16 protein-coding genes and 2 pseudogenes are annotated in these 20,081 nt (G+C 64.3%); 10 read left to right on the top strand and 8 right to left on the bottom strand.

The window, feature by feature from the left end; all coding sequences use genetic code 11:
• Positions 1–3: 3 nt before the first annotated feature.
• Positions 4–963, top strand: a pseudogene (locus tag B4394_RS12550) (AMP-binding protein); the annotation flags it as partial.
• Positions 953–2,836 (top strand): AMP-binding protein, encoded by a 1,884-nt coding sequence (locus B4394_RS12545; protein WP_078315212.1) that lies wholly within the window; start codon positions 953–955, stop codon positions 2,834–2,836. The pseudogene B4394_RS12550 and the gene B4394_RS12545, both read left to right, overlap by 11 nt.
• Before the next feature lie 202 nt (positions 2,837–3,038).
• Here the strand turns inward: B4394_RS12545 and B4394_RS12540 are convergent, their stop codons facing one another.
• Positions 3,039–4,103 carry a ferredoxin--NADP reductase gene (locus B4394_RS12540; RefSeq protein WP_286142051.1) on the bottom strand — a complete coding sequence of 355 codons (1,065 nt, stop codon included), beginning with the start codon at positions 4,101–4,103 and terminating at the stop codon, positions 3,039–3,041.
• Between the two features lie 59 nt (positions 4,104–4,162).
• Here B4394_RS12540 and B4394_RS12535 point away from each other — a divergent pair, with 59 nt between their 5' ends.
• The 5 genes and pseudogenes from B4394_RS12535 to B4394_RS25930 form a co-directional block, all read left to right on the top strand.
• Positions 4,163–5,047 (top strand): SDR family NAD(P)-dependent oxidoreductase, encoded by an 885-nt coding sequence (locus B4394_RS12535; RefSeq protein WP_078315211.1) that lies wholly within the window; start codon positions 4,163–4,165, stop codon positions 5,045–5,047.
• Between the two features lie 35 nt (positions 5,048–5,082).
• Positions 5,083–6,003, top strand: coding sequence for a ferritin family protein (locus B4394_RS12530; RefSeq protein WP_078307286.1), 921 nt, complete (start codon positions 5,083–5,085; stop codon positions 6,001–6,003).
• Between the two features lie 11 nt (positions 6,004–6,014).
• Entirely contained in the window at positions 6,015–7,514 is a 1,500-nt protein-coding gene (locus B4394_RS12525; RefSeq protein ID WP_078315210.1) for a flavin-containing monooxygenase, read from the top strand.
• The gene (locus B4394_RS12520; protein WP_078315209.1) at positions 7,511–8,269 is read left to right on the top strand and encodes a MerR family transcriptional regulator; all 759 of its coding nucleotides are present in this window, start codon (positions 7,511–7,513) and stop codon (positions 8,267–8,269) included. The genes B4394_RS12525 and B4394_RS12520 overlap by 4 nt, the downstream gene beginning before the upstream one ends.
• 30 nt (positions 8,270–8,299) lie before the next feature.
• Positions 8,300–8,545: pseudogene (locus tag B4394_RS25930) on the top strand (hypothetical protein); the annotation flags it as partial.
• Here B4394_RS25930 and ligD read toward each other — a convergent pair.
• On the bottom strand, positions 8,542–9,738 hold the full coding sequence (gene ligD / locus B4394_RS12510; protein ID WP_078315271.1) for a non-homologous end-joining DNA ligase: 1,197 nt from the start codon (positions 9,736–9,738) through the stop codon (positions 8,542–8,544). The pseudogene B4394_RS25930 and the gene ligD sit on opposite strands and share 4 nt — an antisense overlap.
• 121 nt (positions 9,739–9,859) lie before the next feature.
• On the opposite strand from ligD, the gene fadD2 reads away from it, so the two are divergent.
• Genes fadD2 through B4394_RS12500 form a run of 3 tightly spaced genes read left to right on the top strand, consistent with a single transcriptional unit; the run spans position 9,860 to position 13,275 of the window.
• Positions 9,860–11,530 carry a long-chain-fatty-acid--CoA ligase FadD2 gene (fadD2, locus tag B4394_RS25180; RefSeq protein ID WP_078307292.1) on the top strand — a complete coding sequence of 557 codons (1,671 nt, stop codon included), beginning with the start codon at positions 9,860–9,862 and terminating at the stop codon, positions 11,528–11,530.
• 3 nt (positions 11,531–11,533) lie between these two features.
• A complete protein-coding gene (locus B4394_RS25175; RefSeq protein ID WP_139360148.1) occupies positions 11,534–12,781 on the top strand; it encodes a saccharopine dehydrogenase family protein in 1,248 nt (415 codons plus the stop codon).
• Positions 12,782–12,810: 29 nt separating this feature from the next.
• Positions 12,811–13,275: an SRPBCC family protein gene (locus tag B4394_RS12500; protein WP_078307296.1), complete on the top strand. Its 465-nt coding sequence runs from the start codon at positions 12,811–12,813 to the stop codon at positions 13,273–13,275.
• Positions 13,276–13,300: 25 nt separating this feature from the next.
• Here the strand turns inward: B4394_RS12500 and B4394_RS12495 are convergent, their stop codons facing one another.
• The 6 genes from B4394_RS12495 to B4394_RS12470 form a co-directional block, all read right to left on the bottom strand.
• Complete coding sequence (locus B4394_RS12495) at positions 13,301–14,242, bottom strand: alpha/beta fold hydrolase (protein ID WP_078307298.1); 942 nt, start codon at positions 14,240–14,242, stop codon at positions 13,301–13,303.
• Entirely contained in the window at positions 14,232–16,415 is a 2,184-nt protein-coding gene (locus tag B4394_RS12490) for an acyl-CoA dehydrogenase family protein (protein ID WP_078315208.1), read from the bottom strand. The genes B4394_RS12495 and B4394_RS12490 overlap by 11 nt, the downstream gene beginning before the upstream one ends.
• A 15-nt stretch (positions 16,416–16,430) precedes the next feature.
• A complete protein-coding gene (locus tag B4394_RS12485; RefSeq protein ID WP_078315207.1) occupies positions 16,431–17,282 on the bottom strand; it encodes an SDR family oxidoreductase in 852 nt (283 codons plus the stop codon).
• 65 nt (positions 17,283–17,347) lie between these two features.
• Positions 17,348–18,310: a 2-hydroxyacid dehydrogenase gene (locus tag B4394_RS12480; RefSeq protein ID WP_078315206.1), complete on the bottom strand. Its 963-nt coding sequence runs from the start codon at positions 18,308–18,310 to the stop codon at positions 17,348–17,350.
• Between the two features lies 1 nt (position 18,311).
• Complete coding sequence (locus B4394_RS12475; protein WP_078315205.1) at positions 18,312–19,427, bottom strand: alpha/beta hydrolase; 1,116 nt, start codon at positions 19,425–19,427, stop codon at positions 18,312–18,314.
• 2 nt (positions 19,428–19,429) lie between these two features.
• A complete protein-coding gene (locus tag B4394_RS12470) occupies positions 19,430–20,041 on the bottom strand; it encodes a TetR/AcrR family transcriptional regulator (protein WP_078307437.1) in 612 nt (203 codons plus the stop codon).
• Positions 20,042–20,081: the final 40 nt, after the last annotated feature.

Below are 20,081 nucleotides of genomic sequence, written 5' to 3'. Positions count from 1 at the left end.
AGTATCCCATATCACCACTGCTTCGGCATGGTCATGGGCAACCTGGGATGCTCGACTCACGGCGCCACTATCGTGGTACCGGCGCCGGGATTCGACCCCGCGCTCACCCTCGACGCGATCGAAAGTGAGCGTTGTGTCGGGGTGTACGGGGTGCCCACCATGTTCATCGCGATGCTCGCCGACCCTGATTTCGCGAAGCGCGACCTGTCCTCGTTGCGGACGGGAATCATGGCGGGTTCGGTGTGCCCCGTTGAGGTGATGAAGCGGTGCATCGACGAGATGCACATGACTGAGGTCGCCATCGCGTACGGCATGACGGAGACCTCGCCAGTCTCCTGTCAGACGCTCGTCGATGACGACCTGGATCGCCGCACCGCGACTGTTGGACGTGTGCACCCGCACGTCGAGGTCAAGGTTGTCGACCCCGGCACCGGAGAAGTGTTGGAGCGCGGGCAATCCGGCGAGCTGTGTACACGTGGGTACTCGGTGATGCTCGGCTACTGGAATGACGAGGACCACACCCGCGAGGTGGTCGACGCCGACGGCTGGATGCACACCGGCGACCTGGCAGTGATGCGAGAAGACGGCTACTGCACCATCATTGGGCGAATCAAGGACATGGTGATACGCGGCGGTGAGAACATCTACCCGCGTGAGATCGAGGAATTCCTGCTGACGCATCCGGACATCGAGGATGTCCAGGTGGTTGGGGTGCCGGATGAAAAGTACGGCGAGGAGTTGTGCGCGTGGCTTCGGATGCGGACAGGCCGCGCGCCGCTCGACGCCGGTGCTATCCGTACCTTCGTCTCGGGGCACCTTGCCCACTACAAGGTCCCGCGCTATGTGCACGTCGTCGATGGCTTCCCCATGACCGTGACGGGGAAGGTGCGCAAGATCGATATGAGGAAGCAGGCCATGGAACTTCTGGGATTACAAGAGCCGGGCCAGACGCATGGCAAGTAGTGCCTACGAACGATTCGTCGAGCACCTCGAGCGACGGTACGCGCTGTCGGCCCACGACTACGCGGATGTGTGGCGCTGGTCCGTCGATTCCGTACCGCAGTTCTGGCGCGCGCTGTGGGAGTTCTTCGAGGTCCCGGGACGTGGGTTGCGCGACGGTGATGAGGGCGTGCTGGCACGTCCGGTGATGCCTGGGGCACAGTGGTTTCCGGGCACAGAGCTCAACTATGTGGACCCGATTCTGCGCCACGCACATCACGACGGGGCCGCCATCGTGGGTGTCGACGAGGCGGGGGAGCGTACCGAGATCGGGTGGAGTGAATTGCCCGGCAGAATCGGAGCAGTGGCCGCTGAGCTGCGCCGTCTCGGTGTCGGCCGCGGTGACTGTGTGGCCGCGTATCTGCCGGATGTGCCGGATGCGATGGTAGCGTTCCTGGCCACCGCCGCGGTGGGTGCGGTGTGGGCCGGATGCGGCCAGGACTATGCCCCCGAGGGCGCGGCCTCGCGGCTGGGCCAGCTCAATCCGAAGGTGCTCATCTCCGGTCCGGGATACCGTTACAACGGTCGGTGGGTGGACAAGGGGGCCGACACCGCGGAGCTGCACCGGCTTTTGCCGGGGGACCCTGTGCTGATACTCGAATTGCCCAGGGGCAGTGAAGACCCGGTAGTCGAGATGGTGCCATTCGATCACCCGATCTGGGTCTTGTTCAGCTCAGGTACCACAGGTAGGCCCAAGGGCATCGTGCACGGCCACGGGGGCATGCTGCTGGAACATCTCAAGGGTGCGGGGCTGCATTGCGATCTGGGCCCGGGTGACGTGTTCTTCTGGCAGACGGCGCTGTCCTGGATGATGTGGAACTTCCGGCTGAGCGGTCTGCTGGTCGGTGCCACCGTGGTCTGCTACAGCGGACACCCGTTGTATCCCAACGCGGATCGGTTGTGGGAATTGCTGGAGGCCGAGAAGGTGAGCTACTTCGGCACCAGCCCTGGGCACTTGCAGGCAACCAGGAAGGCGAGGCTGGAGCCGTCGGCCGAGCATGACCTCAGCGCGCTGAAAACGTTGGGTAGCAGTGGATCTCCGCTCTCGCCCGCTCTGTTCGACTGGGCGGGCTCGTATGTCGGAGTCGCGTTGTCGTCGCTCTCGGGTGGTACCGACGTCTGCACCGCGTTCGCCGGCGGGACACCGGGAGTACCCGCCCGGGCCGGCGAGCTGCCCGTGCGCTACCTAGGGGTGGATCTGCGCAGCTGGTCGCCCGATCGCCGCTCCCTCATCGGGGAAGTGGGCGAGATGGTGATCCTGCAACCCATGCCGTGCATGCCAATCCGATTCTGGGATGACCCCGATGGAGCGCGTTATCGAGCGGCCTATTTCGAACACGAATGGTCCGATGGCCGCGACTCCGGAGTGTGGCGGCACGGTGATTGGGTCACCGTCACCGAGCACGGATCGCTGGTGATCCATGGTCGCAGCGACGCCACACTGAACCGCAACGGAATCCGGATGGGCTCGGCAGATATTTACGAGGTCGTGGAAGCGATGGACGAGATCGCCGAGGGATTTGTCCTCGGTGTCGACGGTCCTGACGGCGCCTACTGGATGCCGTTGTTCGTCACGATGGCAACCGGACACGTTTTCGACGCAGACCTGGGCGGAAGGATCGCGCGGGAGATTCGCGCGCGCCTATCACCACGACATGTCCCCGACGAGGTGATCGAGGCGCCCGGAATTCCGCACACCCGTACCGGCAAGAAACTTGAGGTTCCCATCTGCGGCGTGCTGGCCGGGCGCGTCGATGTGTCCCTGGATCCGCGGTCGATCGACAATCCGGACCTCGTCGACTGGTACCGCGAGCTGGGGCGCGGACACCGCTGGTAGTGGTTGTCCGCGGGCCAGTTACGGAGATTTGCACTCCACCAAGGTTGAGCTCAAGGTTGGAAGCCGCCAGACATGTTATGTAGAGCCAACTCTGGAATGAATGGCGAGGACGATTGGGTGTCGCCGAGCGTAAATTGAACAGTCGGTGATATCGGGTATCACACACCCATCGGATGTGTGACCGCCCTCATGCAGTCGCCTGTTAGCGGTCGAAGGCGATGGTGAGCTTGTCCGACTGCGGCAGTGACTGGCACGCGAGCCGCACGCCATGGCGGATCTCGTGGTCATCGAGGATGTCGTTGATCCGCATCGTCACCTCGCCCTCGCGAAGTGTGTAGGAGCAGCCTCCGCAGTTGCCCTCGCGACACACGTAGGGGGCGTCAATGCCCTGATCCAGCAGCACATCGAGAAGTATCTGCGATTTCGGCCAGCAGATCTGGTGGGTGTCACCATCGATCTCCACGGTGGCACTGACGGCGTCGGGATCGATCGGCCCGGGGGAGGCCTGTGGTGCGGCGGCGAAGGCATCCGACGTCAGCGATACGAAGATCTCGCGATGAATGTTTTCGCGCGCCAGTCCGATGTCGAGCAGTGCCGCCGACGCCACATCCATGAAAGCGGCTGGGCCACAAAGATACGCGGTGGTGTCGGTGTGGGGGAGTGTTGGCAAGAGCGCGCTCAGCCCGTCGGTGGTCGGTAGACCGGACTCGGCCTCGATCCAGTGCGAGACCGACAGCCTGTTCCCGTGCTCGGTCTGCAGTGCCGCGAGTTCGGCATCGAAGATTACCGAGTCTCGGTCCCGGTTGGCGTAGACGAGGACGGCATTCTGAGTGGATACGGACAGTACCGTGCGGATCATGGACATGATCGGTGTGATACCACTGCCGGCGGCCACGAACACCGGAACCGCCGCGGCATCGCGCATGGTGAATGTTCCTGCAGGACGTAGTGATTCAATTGTCATTCCGGCACACGCATTGTCGCACAGCCAATTTGACGCCTGGCCGCCGACGGTTCGTTTGACGGTCACCTTCAGGTGTTCGTCGATGTCCGGTGCGCTCGACAGCGAGTAGCACCGGGATACCGCCTCGGTGTCCGCACCGATCGGCACGCGCAGGGTCAGGAACTGCCCGGGTTTGTAGGTGAAGTCCGCCCGGGCATCCGGCGGCGCCGCGAACACGATCGATACCGCATCGGGGGTCTCGGCGATGACGTCGAGCACTTCCAGTGCGTAGGCACTGGGGGTGCTGGCGGTGTGCGTCGGCATGCGAGTTCCTTCCGGAGTGGTGAACACCTCATTGTCATCATGCACTGTGCCATTGACAAATGGCACAGTTGCTGTTGTCCTATTTCGTCATGGGCATACTTGACGTCTTCAGGCGCCAGCCGATCTCGGTGAACGCGAAAGCAGTGGTCACCGGTGCCGGCAGTGGGATCGGACGCGCCTTCGCCCTCGAACTGGCCCGTCGCGGTGGCCACGTGGTGTGCGCGGATATCAATGCCGAACGGGTCGCGGAGACCGTGGCCCAGATTGACCGGCTGTCCGCAGGCTGCGCACATGCTGTGACCTGCGATGTCTCATCGCGCGACGAGGTGGAGAAGCTGGTCTTCGAGGCGCAGGAGGTCTTTTCCGGGCCGCCCACCCTGGTGATCAACAACGCGGGGGTCGGGATCGGCGGCAAGCCCGTCGGTCAGATCGGCATGGACGATTGGAACTGGGCGCTGGGCATCAACCTCTGGGGTGTCATCTACGGGTGCGAGCTGTTCACGCCATTGCTCCGCAGCGCCGGGCGCGGCGGGATCATTAATGTTGCCTCGGCCGCCGGGTTCGCGGCAGGTCCCGCGATGGCCTCCTATAACGTCTCCAAGGCCGGGGTCATGTCACTGTCGGAGACCCTCGCCGCCGAGCTCAGCGGCACCGGCGTCAACGTGACCGTCCTGTGCCCCACCGTAGTCAAGACGAACATTTTCCAGGATGGGCGACTCACCGGAGTCGAGGTCGGCACGTCGGGCCTGGTGGACCGCCTCATCGAGTGGGCAGGATTTTCCCCGGAGAGGGTCGCCGTCAGCACCCTCGATGCACACGACCGGGGCCGCCTGTATGTGGTCCCGCAACTCGACGCGAAGGTCATCTGGCACTTCAAACGACACTTTCCTGTGCTGCACACCCGCATTGCCGGCCTGCTGGGCCGTCTGCTGCCCGCCGACTGAACTCCGCATCACTTCACCGAAAGGAAAAACGTTCCATGGCAATGGATCTCGACAATATGTTGCAGATGATCAAAGACAAGCAGTGGGCACTCGCCGATATCGATTGGGACGCACCCGGCGCCGAGCTGATCGAGCCCGAACTGCACACGAAGCTCAAGCCGTTCATCGCGGACCTGATGTGGATCGAGAATGTCGGGGCGCGTGGATTCGCCGCACTGGCCAAGAAGGCGCCGACGCCGACGTTGAAGAGCATCTATGAGCACTTCCACGCCGAGGAGCAGAAGCACGCCAACGCCGAGCTGGCCCTGATGCGTCGCTGGGGGATGCTCGAGAATGACGAGATCCCTTCCCCGAGTGTCAATGTCCAGCTGGTGATCAATTTTCTCGACAAGTACTCCGACGGCATGTCGCTGTCCTTCCTCGGTACCGTCATCCCGATGCTGGAGGTTGCTCTGGACGGTGCGCTCATCAAATTCATCACCGATGAGGTCAAGGACCCGATCGCGCAGGAAGCGTTCAAGCGGATCAACTCGGACGAATCACGGCATCTTGCAGTGGATTTCGAGGTCATGGACATCCTCGGCCACTCGAAGATGCGCAAGATGCTCACCGAGCTTATCGGTGGCTGGCTCAAGCCCAGCCTGCTGATCGGACTGCTCAGCTACGTGCCGCTGCTCAACAAGATGCGCGACAACATCGTGGCCATGGGTGTCGACGAGGAGCGCCTCTATGGCGCGATGAAACGGTACAAGAGCGTCGGCGAGCGCAATCCGAACGTTCGGCGGTTGCCGATGTACCGGTTGATCTCCTGGCATGCGATGAAGGTGATCAACCGCAAGTCCAAGTACCACATCACGGCTGACCTGCTCGTGAAATTGACCGGCATGATTCCCATGCGGTTGGTGGAGAACAAGCCAACCTGGTCACAGGAACTCACCTACGAACCCGTCGCCTGAAAGCAGCCAGCATGACTATCTCCGTAGCCATCATCGGCGCCGGGTTCGCCGGTATCGGTGCAGCCATCCGTCTGAAAGACAAGGGCGTCAACGACTTCGCGATCTTCGAGCGCAGCGATCGGGTGGGCGGCACTTGGCGTGACAACACCTATCCCGGGGCGGCGTGCGATATTCCTTCGCGGCTGTACTCGTACAGCTTTGCCCCGAACCCCGAGTGGTCGCACACGTACTCCGGCAGTGGCGAGATCCTCGGCTACATCGACCAGATGGTCGAATCCTCGGCGCTGGCACCGTATATCCGCTTCGGCCACAACGTTGTCGGCGTTGCCTACGACGAGGTGGTGGGGGAGTGGACCATCGAGTTCGACAACCGGGAGCCGGTGCGTGCCCGCACCGTCATCATGGCCTCCGGGCCTCTGGCGAACGTGAGCTTTCCTGCCATCCCTGGTCTCGACACCTATGAGGGCCACAAGATTCACAGCGCGCGTTGGGATCACGACTACGACTTCACGGGTAAGCGTGTCGCGGTCGTCGGTACGGGAGCCAGCGCCGTTCAGATCGTCCCGGAACTGGTGAAGACCGCCGAGACGGTGAAGGTATTCCAGCGCACGCCGGGCTGGGTGCTGCCGCGGGTGAACCGCACGACGGGCGGTCGGCTCAAGCAGCTGTACCGCAAGTGGCCGCTCAGTCAGCGGCTGGCACGTGCCGCCTGGTTCTGGGGACATGAGTCGGTGGCGCTGGGTGTGGTGTGGGACAGCCCCTTCACCCGTCTCGTCGAGGCCGTCGGTGCCGCGCACCGGCGGGTGCAGGTGAAGGACCCGTGGCTGCGCAGGCAGTTGACACCGGACTTTTCGGCGGGCTGCAAGCGCCTGCTGATGACTAGTGACTACTACCCCGCGCTGCAGGCGGACAACTGCAAGCTGGTCACCTGGCCCATCGCCCGGCTGGCGCCCAAGGGCATCCGCACGGTCGAAGGCATTGAGCACCAATTCGATTGCATTGTCTTTGCGACCGGTTTCGACGTGTGCAAGGCCGGTACGCCCTATCCGGTCACCGGGCTCGACGGCCGGGACCTGGCCACCGAGTGGGGCGGCGGCGCCTACGCCTTCCGCAGTGTGGCGGTGTCGGGCTATCCCAATCTGTTCTTCACCTTCGGCCCCAACTCCGGCCCCGGGCACAGCTCGGCGCTGGTATACATGGAAGCGCAGATCAACTACATCACCGACGCGATCTCCGCACTGCTCAGCAACGGCTGGAAATCGGTCGATGCCCGGCCCGAAATCCAGGAAAGCTACAACCAGGACATCCAGCGACGCCTGCAATCCACCACCTGGAACTCGGGGTGCCAGAGCTGGTACCTCACGGATGACGGATTCAATGCGACGATGTTCCCGGGATTCGCCACGCAGTACGTCAACCAACTCAAGAGATTCGACCTGCAGGACTATAAAATCACTGTTTCGCACACCAGCGACGAACTGATATCGACAGGGCGAGCTTCGAAACCATGACCGAGTACCGGATCGACGACCTCGCACAAGCCTCGGGGACGACGACGCGGAACATCCGCGGGTACCAAGAACGTGGGCTCCTGCCCCGGCCGCTGCGCCGGGGCAGGACAGCTATCTACAACGACTGGCACCTGCGTCAGCTGAAGGCGATCAACCGGCTACTCAGCGAGGGCTTCACGCTCAAACACATCACGAAGTTCCTGAGTGGACTGCAGCGAGGTGCCCAGCTCGCCGATGTGCTCGATCTGTCGGATCTCGAGGGTCTGCTGGAAAAGCGTTTCTCGAACGCTGCTCAGGGAAAACTCTCGTTGAGAGAGCTTGAGGAGATACTGGGCCCGATCGATTCGGCGGCCCAGACCGGTCTGGTCGAGGCCGGGCTTATCCAGCCTGTTGATGGCTCGGATTCCTATCTTGTCACCGATCTCGACACCATCGACAACTTCGCGGCACTGATCTCCCTGGGAATGAGGGTGACCGACCTTGCCGGGATTCACGTGAGGACCAACGAGAAGTTCGACGATGCCGCGCGGGTGCTCATCGGTGCCGCGCGTGATGAGGTCGCACGCCAGCGTGGGCCCGGTTGGGTCCCGTCCACTGATGACGAACTCGCTTGGGCCACACAACTTATCGCAACGATGCGGCGGGCGGCGACGTATACCTCGCACTCCGCCATGAACCGCGCGCTTGACGACGCGTTGCGCGCCGAGATGGACCTGTACCGAGAGCAGGCACAGCTCCCCGCCGATCCCTCGTAAGAGCCGGACGCCCATTCCTCCCCGGGGCTTGCGGGGTCCAGGAACTCGCCGTACTTGTTCTTTCGGGCCTTCGGGATTCAGGTCGCTGGGACGGCCGCCGTACCCATGGGGCGCATGTTCGGTATCCGCAACGCGCTGCTGGCTCTTGGTCTGTCGCGCCTGGGCGTCGCGGCGAAATCAGTAAGCTCACGTCCATTCTCGGCACCGGGGTAGCGCTTTCGGCTGTCGCCGGTAGGTGTTGCCTCGCTGGCCGCGTTACCGGCACCACAGGACTAGCCCCACGGTGAGTAGTCGGCGATCAGCTCTTCCTGTGGCGGGCGCTCTGCCTCCGGCACGTGTATCAGGTTCACCCGCACCCGGTACCACACCGAACTCGGCCCACGCATACCGTCCACGAGAACATCCTGCGGTTCAAGGAGTTTCGAGACGTCAGGATAGTTGTCGCGCCACTGGGCCAACGCGGCCTCGGCTTCCGGCCGGGTCTTCGTCCGCGCGATCTCAATGAGGGGCATCGTCGATTGACGCCGCCCTTCGCGGGAAGCACCCGTGGGCGCCTTTTCGGCGGGTCCGAGCTCTGCTGCCAGCTCCAGCAGCTGATCCAGCGTCCCGGTGGCGTCGTCCATGCCCCGCCAGGGATCGCCGATATCGGCGAACCGTTCCCGGACCGTATGCAGTGTGAACTCCTCAGGACGGCACCCCGCCACCTCGTCCCACCGCAGCGGCGTCGACACCCGGGCGTCCGGGGTCGCGCGCACCGAATAGGCGGAGGCCACCGTGCGATCCTTCGCGTTCTGGTTGAAGTCGACGAAAACCCCGTGGCGCTCCTCTTTCCACCACCGGCTGGTCGCCAGCTCCGGGGCACGGCGTTCCACCTCGCGGGCCACCGTCTCGGCGGCCCGCCGCAGCTCCCGGAACGTCCATCGCGGTGCAATCGGCGCGTAGATATGAAAGCCGCGCGACCCGCTCGTCTTCGGCCACGCGGTCAGTCCGTGATCCTCCAGAACGCCGCGCACGACAAACGCGACATCGAGGATCTGGCTCCACGGCACCCCCGGCACGGGGTCGAGGTCGATCCGCAGCTCATCGGGATGGTCCAGATCGTCGGCGCGCACCGGGTGTGGATTGAGATCGACACACCCCAGGTTGACCACCCAGGCCAGCGACGCCGCGTCGGTGACGACGGCTTCCCGGGCGGAGGTCCCGCGCGCGTAGTGCAGCTCCGCGGAGGCGATCCAGTCCGGCCGCTTCTCCGGCACCCGTTTCTGGAACACCGCCTCCTGTGAGATGCCCTTGACGAACCGCTTCAGAATCATCGGCCGGTCGCGCACGCCGCGCAGCGCCCCGTCGGCGACATCGAGGTAGTACTGGACCAGGTCGCCCTTGGCGATGCCCGCGGTGTTTTCCCCGCTGGGGAATATCACCTTGTCGGGGTGCGTGATGGTGACATCGCGCCCCGCGACCTGCAGCACGATGTCTGCCATGGCGTCATCGTAGGGCCGCAGACCGACTTTCCCGGGGGTACTTGGTGGCGTGCCCCCGACCGACCGGTTGGCTGTGCCACTGAGAGGGAGGTCACATAGGCTGTCGATCATGTCGATCACCGCCGAACGGCCGCTCTTCTCGAAACTTCAGACTCTTGCGAAGCGCGGTGGCGCTGAGCTGCATTATCTCCGCAAGGTCATCGAGGCGGGCATGCTCAAACTCGATCCGCCCAACGTGCTCGCGGCGATCGTCCGCGACTTCTACCGGTTCGGCGAGATCGGTGCGGTACCGGGCTTCGGCGCGCACCGTAGCCCGGCTCGGACGGCGATCATCGACGACGAGGGCTCGATCACCTACGCCGAGTTCAATGACAGCGTCAACGCCCTGGCTCATGGCTTGAACCGCCTCGGTATCAAGGGCGGCGACGGGGTCGCGATCTTGGCGCGTAACCACCGCTGGTTCATCATCGCCAACTACGCCGCGCACCGTGCGGGTGCGCGGGTGATCCTGCTCAACACCGACTTCTCCGGACCGCAGACCAGAGAAGTCGCCGAGCGTGAAGGCGCCCGCGTCCTGATTTACGACGCCGAGTACGCGGAGTTCCTGGACGGGTACAGCCCGGAGCTGGGGCGGTTGATGGCGCTGCCCACCAACCCCGAGAACCCCGACCAGCCCGCCTCCAGCGACGACACCATCGAGGCGGTCATCAAGCGCAACAGCACCTCGCCGGCGCCGCGCCCCTCGAAGTACTCCTCACTGGTGATTCTCACCAGCGGCACCACCGGCACCCCCAAGGGCGCGCCACGCAAGCTGGCGCTGACTCTGGCGCCGGTCGGCGGCATGTTCTCGCATGTGCCGTTCCGTTCGGGTGAGGTGACGTCGGTGCCCGCACCGATGTTCCACGCCCTGGGCTACCTGCATCAGAGTCTGGCGCTCACCCTGGGCTGCACCCTGGTTCTGCATCGCAAGTTCAAGCCGGAGAACGTGCTCACCGATATCGAGAAGTACCGGGTGACTGCCGTGGTGGTGGTACCCGTGATGCTCAATCGCATCCTGAACGCTCTCGATGAGGCCGAGCGCAAGCCCGACTTGTCCGCGCTGCGTATCGTTTTCGTGTCAGGATCGCAATTGGGCGGTGAGCTGGCCTCGCGAGCGCTCAGCACGCTGGGGCCGGTGATCTACAACCTGTACGGATCCACCGAGGTCGCTTTCGCCACCATCGCGCGCCCTCAGGATCTCGCCATCAACCCGTCCACCGTGGGCCCCGTTGTCAAGGGTGCGACCGTGAAAATCCTTGACGACGAAGGAAAGCCGGTCTCCCAGGGCACCGTCGGGCGGATCTTCGTCAGCAACGCGATCCCGTTCGACGGCTACACCGGTGGTGGGCACAAGCAGATCATCGACGGTCTGATGTCCAGTGGTGACGTCGGCTATTTCGACGAGCACGGGCTGCTGTATGTGTCCGGACGCGATGACGAGATGATCGTTTCGGGTGGTGAGAACGTGTTCCCCGCCGAGGTCGAAGACCTCATCAGCGGACACCCGGATGTCATCGAGGCCACCGCGCTCGGTGTGGACGACCCGGATTGGGGAGCACGGTTGCGGGCGTTCGTGGTTCGTCACCCCGAATCGACGGTGGATGCCGACAGCATCCGTGCGTACGTGCGCGACAACCTGGCGCGATACAAGGTGCCGCGTGACGTGGTCTTCCTGGATATCTTGCCGCGCAATCCTTCCGGCAAGATCCTCAAGCGCCAGCTACGCGACTTGGAGGTGTAGAGCATGTCTCGGGAACACGACATCGTTCTCTACGGGGCAACAGGGTACGTCGGGAAACTGACCGCGCTCTATCTGGCCGGACGGGTTGAGGCCACCGGGGCACGGATCGCGCTGGCCGGGCGAAACACCGAAAAGCTTGCCGCCGTGCGTGCTGCGTGTGGTCCGGCGGCTCGAGACTGGCCGTTGATCGAGGCTGACGCCACGCGACCGGCGACGCTGGCGGCCATGGCTGCTTCAACCCAGGTGGTTGTTACCACCGTCGGGCCGTACACAAAGTACGGATTGCCGTTGGTGGCCGCGTGCGCCGAGGCGGGAACCGACTACGCGGACTTGACCGGTGAGGTCAACTTCGTTCGGGAGAGTATCGACGTCTACGGCAAGCAGGCCGCTGACACCGGCGCCAGGATCGTTCATTGCTGCGGATTCGATTCCATCCCTTCGGATCTGAGCGTGTATGCGCTGTACCGGCAGGCTCAGGAAGACGGCACCGGCGAGTTGCTCGAGACAACCTATGTGCTGAGCAAGTTCCGCGGCGGTGTCAGCGGTGGTACGGCGGCGTCGATGGTCGAGGTCATGGAGGCGAGCGCCGAGGATCCGGAGGTGCGTCGCAACTCTCAGGATCCTTACTCGTTGAGCCCGGACCGCCCGGCCGAGCCGGAGGTGGGGCGTCAGCGTGAGTTTCAAACGCTCCGTGGGGAATCTGTGGCACCGGAATTGGCGGGCAAGTGGCTGGGTGCGTTCTTCATGGGGCCGGTCAACACCCGGATTGTGCGACGTAGCAACGCATTATTGGACTGGGGTTACGGAACCCGCATACGTTATCGCGAGGTGATGAGCCTGGGAAGTTCGGTGGTCGCGCCGATTGCGGCCGCCGCCGTCACAGGTTTCCTGACAGCCGGTTTCGGTCTGGGCACGCGGGTGCCTATGCCGAAATTCGTTGCCCAGCGCCTACTGCCGAAGCCAGGTTCGGGTCCCAGCGAGCGCACCCGGAACAAGGGCCACTACCGGGTCGAGACCTACACCACCACAACCGAGGGGATGCGTTATCGGGCGGTCATCGCGCAGGAAGGTGACCCCGGTTACAAGGCGACCGCGGTGCTGCTGGGCGAGAGTGGCTTGACCCTGGCGCTGGATCGCAGCGAATTACCGGACCGGCTAGGGGTTTTGACGCCCGCGGCGGCCATGGGTGACCCGCTGTTGAAGCGGCTGCGGGTGGCCCAGGGCGTGACGGTCGACGTCGAACGGCTCTAGGTTTCTCCGCTAAACGAAGGAGTGGATGTATGTCTGTATCAGTGGTAGAGGCGGGGCCTCAGCAGATCAGTCGTTCAGTGGAGGTATCTGCCCCGGCGACGGAATTGTTCGGCATCGTCGCGGACCCGCGGCGTCACCACGAACTCGACGGGTCGGGCACTGTCGGCCAGAATATCCGCACGCCTGATCATCTCGAGGTGGGCTCGCGCTTTTCCACGGGGATGCGAATGTTCGGTCTTCCTTACCGCATCACCAGCACCGTGACGGCGCTCGAACCCGACAGGGTTGTCGAATGGCGGCATCCTTTGGGCCACCGGTGGCGCTGGGAGTTTGACGCCCTATCGCCGACCAGCACGCGTGTCACCGAGACGTTCGACTTCCGCAATGCCGGCCCGATACAGAACCTGTTGAACTACAAGCTAGCCGGCTTCATCAAGGGAAACACCCGAGGGATTGAGGCCACACTGACGCGACTTCACGGTCGGTACAGCTAGCCGACAACAGGCTGCCGGGATGCCATTACCCGGCAGATTCCGTGGTAATTCTGGTGGCTGGTTCCTGACGTAGTGCCTCCAGCACCGTCACGATCTCGTTGACGACCTCGCTGGCGCGCTCATTGGGCAGCATGTGCCCCGAACCCGGATAGGTGCGCAATTCGTTGGTCTGCAGAGCCGCGGCGATGATCCGTGAATCGCCTGCCGGAGTGAGGAAGTCACGCGCACCTGCCAGGACTGCGGCAGGCTTGCCGCGGTAGGCGCCCAGGCCTTCGGTCAAGTCCTCGTGGAGCACCATGCTCTCGGCGGCATCCTTGTAGCTTCGCGGGGTACCCGAGCGGATCTGGTCCCAGACTCGGCTGACGTCATAGGGCCGTGGGTCGCGTCCGAATACCAGCGTCGAGATGATGGGGCGCATGAGGTAGCCCTGCTGGAGGAACCAGCCTTGCGCCACGACACCCAGGATCACCGCCTTGACGACCTCGAAGACCGGCGGGACGACCCGGAGCCGGTGCAGAAGCCTGCCCGCGGAGGTGGCGACGAATACCGCGCCGGAAATCCGTCGGGCCACGAGCTCGGGGTGATATTCACCGAGACCCATCATGGTCATGCCGCCCATCGAGTGGCCGACGATCACGATCTGCCCCGTGGGGATCTCTGCGTTGATGAAATCGGCAGCATCCGTGGCCAGTTGGGGAACATTCACGGTGCCCCCGGGCGCGGGATCAGACTTACCGTGGCCCCGGTGGTCGAGCGCGATGACGCGTAGTTCGGGACTGCGCTCGTGCAGGGGACCCGCGACGTCGTCCCAGGCCTCGCGATTCTGGGTCCAGCCGTGCAGGAATAGGACTGTCACAGGCGCCGCACGGTTCCCGGTATCGGAGAATCCAATCTGGGTGCCGTCGGCGGCGGTGAAAAATCCCTCGTTCAGGCGCCAGCCGGTTTCGATAGCGGAATTACGGGTCACGCGGCAGTCCTAACAGTCGCTCGGCAATGATGTTGAGCTGCACCTCGGAGGTGCCGCCGTAGATGGTGGTGGCGCGGCTTGCGAGAAGATAGTCCGCCCAGCGGCCTTGCTCCTGCTCAGAATCGCCGATAGCGCCGTCTTGTCCAAAATGGTTCACGACGAATTCGGCATATCCCTGTCCGGTGCGCATGCCAAGGAGCTTGGAGACGGCTGCCGACGGCATAGGGTCGCCACCGGCAAGGGTGAGCAGCGTGGAGCGCAGGTTCAGTAGTTTCACCCCGTGTCCTTCGGCGATGAGCTGTCCGGCCCGATCACGCGCGACCTCGCTGAGCTCGCTCTTGCCGACGAAGGCCACCAGGTCGTCCAGGCTGGCCAGGAAGGGCAGATCCGAACTGCCGATCGAAACCCGTTCCGCCGTCAGCGTGTTGCGGCTGACCTCCCAGCCGCGGTCGACTTCGCCGACCACCAGCTCATCGGGCACGAACACATCGTCGATGAACACCTCGTTGAATAGCGCGCCGCCGGTCATCTCGCGCAGCGGCCGAACGGTGACGCCCTCGCTCTTCATGTCGATGAGGAAGTACGTGATGCCGTTGTGTTTGGGTGCGGACGGATCCGTGCGGGCCAGGCAGGCGCCCCAGTCGGCGAACTGCGCCACCGAGGTCCAGATCTTCTGGCCGGTGAGGCGCCAGCCGCCGTCCACCTTGACGGCCTTGGTCGACAGAGCCGCGAGATCTGACCCGGCGCCGGGCTCGGAAAACAGCTGGCACCACATCATCTCGCCACGGAACGTGGGAGGCAGGAAGCGCTGCTTCTGTTCCTCGGTGCCGTACGCGACGATGGACGGCACCAGCCACGTCGCGATGCCGAGCTGCGGCCGGCGCACCTTTCCGGTGAGGAACTCCTGGGAGATGATGACCTGCTCGATGGGAGAGGCGGCGCGTCCCCACGGTGTGGGCAAGTACGGCAGCACCCAGCCGCCTTCGGCGATGGCCGTGTTGCGCTTTCCGGACGGGATCTCTTTGAGCGCGGCGACCTCGGCGCGAATCTCTTCGCGCAGCGCCTCCGTTTCCGGTGCCAAGTCGATGTCCACCTTGCGCAGGCCGTGCTCGACGGCGGTGCGCACCACGGTCGCCGGTGCACTGCCGGAACGGCCCAGCGCGGCAATGAGACCCAGCGCCCGGCGATAGTAGATGTGGGCATCGTGTTCCCAGGTGTAACCGATGCCCCCGTGTACCTGAATGCAGTCCTGCGCACACTGCTGGGCAGCGGCGGGCGCCAGCGTCGCGGCCGCAGAGGCCGCGAACTCCACCACGCCGGCGCCCTCGTCAGCATCGTCGAGGGCGCGTGCGGCGTCCCATACGGCAGCGGTCGCGCGCTCGGTGACTGCGGCCATGGTGGCGCACTTGTGCTTGATGCCCTGGAACTGTCCGATCGGGCGGCCGAACTGCTCACGCACCTTGGCGTATTCGGATGCGATATCGGTGGCCCAGCGGGCGACGCCGACGGCCTCGGCCGAGACGATCGTGGAGATGATGCTGGTGGCCCGGGCGTCGGTGAGGTTGGACAGCACGCGCTCGGCGGGAACCTGCGCCCCGGTTGCCGTCACATGCGCGACCGGTCGCAGCCGGTCCACGCTCTGCTGCGGGGCGAGGGTGAGGTCATCGGCGCTCAGGACCACCCACACCCGTTCGGCGCCAAGAGAAACGGGCGCTACCACATACGCCGCCGACGCGGCAGACAGCACCGAACGAGCCTGCCCATCCACGGTAAGGCCCTCAGCGGTAGACGTTCCGGTGAACGACGATGCGGAGGAGAAGGTGGCGATGGACGCACCCGAGGCGAGATCGTTCAGCAGCGGATGGCCGGGATCATGGGCGCTGATGAGCGCGCTCGCGATCACCGACGGGACGAACGGTCCGGGGACGGCTCCCCGTCCGAACTCGGCCACCACGATCGCGAGCTCAAGTGCGCCAAATCCCTGGCCGCCAACGGATTCGGCGAGATGCACAGAGGTAAGGCCCTGGTCTGCGGCGGCCTTCCAGAATGGGGGCGGCCACGGCAATGGCGTCTCGAGTGTCTCGTGGAGCAGCTCGGAGGGCACCACACGTTCGACGAACGCATGCGCCGAATCCGCAAGTGCTACATGTTCACTGTTGATGGCGATAGGCATTGGGCTGCTTCCTAACTAGTCGGCGCTGGGCTCGCTGTGGCTGGCGCGGTCCTCGTATGCGGCACGCGCCGAGGTGCCATGGGCGTCGAGCATGAAGTGGTCCATCCCCAGTGACCGCGCCGCGGGACCGTACAGCGCTCGGGGCAGCATGGCGGTTGTTCGCAGCAGTGGGCCCAGTTTCTTGGGCACCATGACGGGGAACTTGCCCTTGCGCACTGCTTTCAGTACGCCGGCGGCAATGTCTTCGGGCTGAACGATTCCCAGCAGCCAATGCTCTTCGAGGCCGGCCACCAGCTCGGTGTTGACCACGCCCGGCATCACGCAGACAACGGAGATGTTGTCATCCTTGAGTTCGAGGGTCAGTGACTCGCAGAGACCGACCACTGCCCATTTCGTGGCGCAGTACGTGGCGAGTCCGGGCACGCCCATCTTGCCTGCCGCCGACGCGATGTTGACGATCACGCCACCACCGCGCGGCTTCATCCGTTTGACGGCGAGCTGGCTGCCCCACATGACGCCGCGCACATTGATGTCCAGCTGGCGCTGGATGGATTCGAGCGATTCTTCCCCGAACGGTGTGATCGGCATGATGCCCGCGTTGTTCACGATCACGTCGACGGGTCCGACGGTGGCCGCGATGGTGTCGAAGAAGGCCTCGAAGCTGCCATGATCGGTCACGTCGAGCGGCAGACCGATGGTGCCGCTTCCGATCTCGGCGGCGGTGTTCTCACACAGCTTCTTGTCGATATCGCCGATCGCCACCTTCGCGCCCTCGGCCGCGAACGCCGTGGCGATGGCCCGGCCGATTCCGCGTGCTCCGCCGGTGATGGCGACGACCTTGCCCGCGAGCTGTACAGCTGTTCCCATTCGTCCTCCCACGCCATTGTGGTTCGTTTACGAATACTCTCTAGTGTAAATCTCCGGGCGCTAGCCTAGCGCACGCGGTCAGCTAGCGGCATCCCCTCATGTATACGCCGGGAGTTGTCTATTGCATGCTCCAGGTAGCGCGTCATGGTGTCGGCGGTGAACCACGTGACATGCGGTGTGAGCACCACGTTGGGCAGGGTCAACAGCGGATTCTCTGGCGAGATCGGCTCTTGTGCAAAGACATCGAGACCGGCGGCCCCGAGCGGCCCCTGCCGTAGCGCCGCGACCAGCGCCGCCTCGTCGACGACCGCGCCGCGGGAGGTATTGACCAGGACCGATCCGGGTTTCATCCGGGCCAGCGCCGCGGCGTCGAGCAGGCCGGAGCTGGCGTCTGTGAGCGGCAGATGCAGCGACACGATATCGCTGCTGGTCAGCAGGTCATCCAGGCTTCGCCAGCCGGCGGAACCGTCGTCGCGGGTGCTGGTGTGCACGACGGTGGCGCCCATTGCCAGCAAAATCCGTTCCAGGGTCTTGGCGATGTTGCCGTACCCCACCAATCCCACTGTGCAGGAGCCGATATCGCGAACGGTATCGCCGAGAGACTGATCGGTGGGCCATCCGCGACCGGCGCGGATGGCCTGGTCCAGCCGCGGGAGCTGTCGCAGGGCTGCCAGCATCAACAGCAGCGTGCCCTCGGCGACCGACGGCGCGTTGGCGCCCGGCATGTTGGCGACGGCGATACCCTGTGCGGAGGCGGCGTCCAGCGCGATGGTGTTCACCCCGGCCCCGAACTTGTGGATCAGCCGCAGCCGTTCGCCCTTTGCGACGTCGTCGGCGGACAGCGGACGAAGCACATGCCACAGCACCTCGGCGTGCGGCAGTTCGGCGTAGAAGGTGTCGTCGTCGTCTTCGGCACAGAAATGGACGTCAAGCCAATCGGTGTGCGGTGCAAGCTGTTCACGAGCGAGCGGACCGCCCGGAAAGTGGGCGAGGACTCGTACCCGATGGCCTTCGCGCGAGCGGCTCATCTCACCGCCACCGCTTGCCCGCCCACTCTGCGATGATATCTGCCTGCTCCTGGCGGGCTCCCGGGTTCTGGAAGTAGTGGTCGGCGTCGATGGAGGCCTGAGACTTGTCGGTCGAGCCCAGTGCGTTGTGGATGTGCTGGGCGTCCGAGGGGAAGACTCCGGTATCGCCATCGGCGTTGATGACCAAGGCGGGGACGGTGACATCGGCCAGATGTGGCTCGGCGCGGGTCTGGGCGTGCGACAGGCTCCACATGCCGAGCCAGTTCTTCAGCGTGGTGGCACAACCGATTCCGAAGGTGGAGCGGTTGGCTTTGACCGGCACGCCCGCGTAGCAGAGGTTGGCCGGGCGCTTGGTGGGCTCCAGGGTGGGGTCGACCATGCGGGGATCGGCCCAGGTCCGGTGCACGGTGAAGGCGCGGTCGCTGAACCCGGCCGCACGTACCCGGGCGAGCTCATCGAGCGCCCAGGCGGTGATCCGGTGATTACGCGCCACCTGGCCTTCGCGATACTTGGCGACGAACGCGGGGGAGTATGCGGGCCCGTTCTCCTCGTTGAACAGGTCGAGGGCCGGGTCGGTGGAGGCCGGGTCGCTCTCGTCGATCACCGAGGCATCCATCCAGTCGGTCAGCACATCGGGGCGGCCGAGATGGGCAGCACTGGCCACATAGCCCGATGCGGCGGGCAGAGTGTCGAGCCCTTCCGCCGGACGCATGCCCTCCAGCGGTGTCACCTTCGGAGCGACCGCCTGCGACTGGTATGCCGCCATCAGTGAGCCACCCCCTGAATTGCCCAGCAGCAGTACCGTTTCCACGCCCGCCTGCTCCCGCAGCCAGCGCACCCCCACGCCGATGTCCACCAGGGCATGGTCGAGTAGGAAGTGGCTTTCAAATCCCCGGAATCGGGTGTTCCAGCCCAGGAATCCGTACCCGTGCCGTGCCAGGTATTCGGCGATGTAATGCTCGGAGAAGTCGATCTGATAGTGGGTGGCGATGAAGGCGATCTTGGGTGTGGTTCCGGCCGCCCGGTGATACAGACCCTGGCACGGGTGCCCACCGGCACCATTGCGTCCGGCGGTCGGCGACGGTAGCCCGATAAAGTCCCGCACGATCGTCGTCATGTTCAGCAGACCTCCTTGGAATAGATGGCGCGGTAACAGATTCCGGCCAGAGTGTCTATGCAGGCATCGTCGTCGACGGTGGCGGCATTGCCCTGGCTGAGCTGGTTGTAGGCAAACTGGTTCATCATCGAGACGATCGCGGTGGCCATGAGATGCGGATCATTGCCAGGGCTGTAGCCGTCGCGTTGTGCCCGTTTGATGGTGGTAGTGAGGAAATCGATGGGTTCGGAACATATTTGATTCCAGAACTCGGCGAACTCGGTACTGATCATGGCCATCTGCGAGACGCTGATCATCTCGGCCAACTGGTGGCGCCAGGTGAGCCAGTGCGCGGTCGCGATGTCTCGCGCGCGCTGCTTATCTGTCTGTGCCCGTGGCTCGGCCACCAGTGAGGAGACCCGCTCCTGCGCCTCGGTGCGAAATCGCATGGCCCACTGCGCGACCATCGCCTCTTTGGAGTCGTAGTAGTTGTAGAACGACGCCGTGGACCGGCCTGCCTCGCTGGCGATATCGGCAACGGTGGTGGCAAGGATTCCCTTGCGGGTGATGACAGTTCGCGCGGCCTCATCGATCGCGGCCTGGGTTTGACGGCCTCGCACGGTGGGTTGGACCACGCTCACCCCTGTCTGTTCGCCGTGCACCATTGACCCATTT

This window comes from Mycobacterium sp. D16Q16 (assembly GCF_002013745.1).
In the GTDB taxonomy this organism is placed as follows: domain Bacteria; phylum Actinomycetota; class Actinomycetes; order Mycobacteriales; family Mycobacteriaceae; genus Mycobacterium.
Note: the sequence above shows the minus strand (reverse complement) of the source record. Positions and strands in the feature narration are given on the sequence as shown.

What these genes read in the sequence shown, in the direction of transcription:
- B4394_RS12545 (WP_078315212.1), top strand. Translation starts at nt 953, where the DNA reads ATGGCAAGTAGTGCCTACGAACGATTCGTCGAGCACCTCGAGCGACGG.
- B4394_RS12540 (WP_286142051.1), bottom strand. Translation starts at nt 4,103, where the DNA reads ATGCCGACGCACACCGCCAGCACCCCCAGTGCCTACGCACTGGAAGTG.
- B4394_RS12535 (WP_078315211.1), top strand. Translation starts at nt 4,163, where the DNA reads ATGGCACAGTTGCTGTTGTCCTATTTCGTCATGGGCATACTTGACGTC.
- B4394_RS12530 (WP_078307286.1), top strand. Translation starts at nt 5,083, where the DNA reads ATGGCAATGGATCTCGACAATATGTTGCAGATGATCAAAGACAAGCAG.
- B4394_RS12525 (WP_078315210.1), top strand. Translation starts at nt 6,015, where the DNA reads ATGACTATCTCCGTAGCCATCATCGGCGCCGGGTTCGCCGGTATCGGT.
- B4394_RS12520 (WP_078315209.1), top strand. Translation starts at nt 7,511, where the DNA reads ATGACCGAGTACCGGATCGACGACCTCGCACAAGCCTCGGGGACGACG.
- fadD2 (WP_078307292.1), top strand. Translation starts at nt 9,860, where the DNA reads ATGTCGATCACCGCCGAACGGCCGCTCTTCTCGAAACTTCAGACTCTT.
- B4394_RS25175 (WP_139360148.1), top strand. Translation starts at nt 11,534, where the DNA reads ATGTCTCGGGAACACGACATCGTTCTCTACGGGGCAACAGGGTACGTC.
- B4394_RS12500 (WP_078307296.1), top strand. Translation starts at nt 12,811, where the DNA reads ATGTCTGTATCAGTGGTAGAGGCGGGGCCTCAGCAGATCAGTCGTTCA.
- B4394_RS12490 (WP_078315208.1), bottom strand. Translation starts at nt 16,415, where the DNA reads ATGCCTATCGCCATCAACAGTGAACATGTAGCACTTGCGGATTCGGCG.
- B4394_RS12485 (WP_078315207.1), bottom strand. Translation starts at nt 17,282, where the DNA reads ATGGGAACAGCTGTACAGCTCGCGGGCAAGGTCGTCGCCATCACCGGC.
- B4394_RS12480 (WP_078315206.1), bottom strand. Translation starts at nt 18,310, where the DNA reads ATGAGCCGCTCGCGCGAAGGCCATCGGGTACGAGTCCTCGCCCACTTT.
- B4394_RS12475 (WP_078315205.1), bottom strand. Translation starts at nt 19,427, where the DNA reads ATGACGACGATCGTGCGGGACTTTATCGGGCTACCGTCGCCGACCGCC.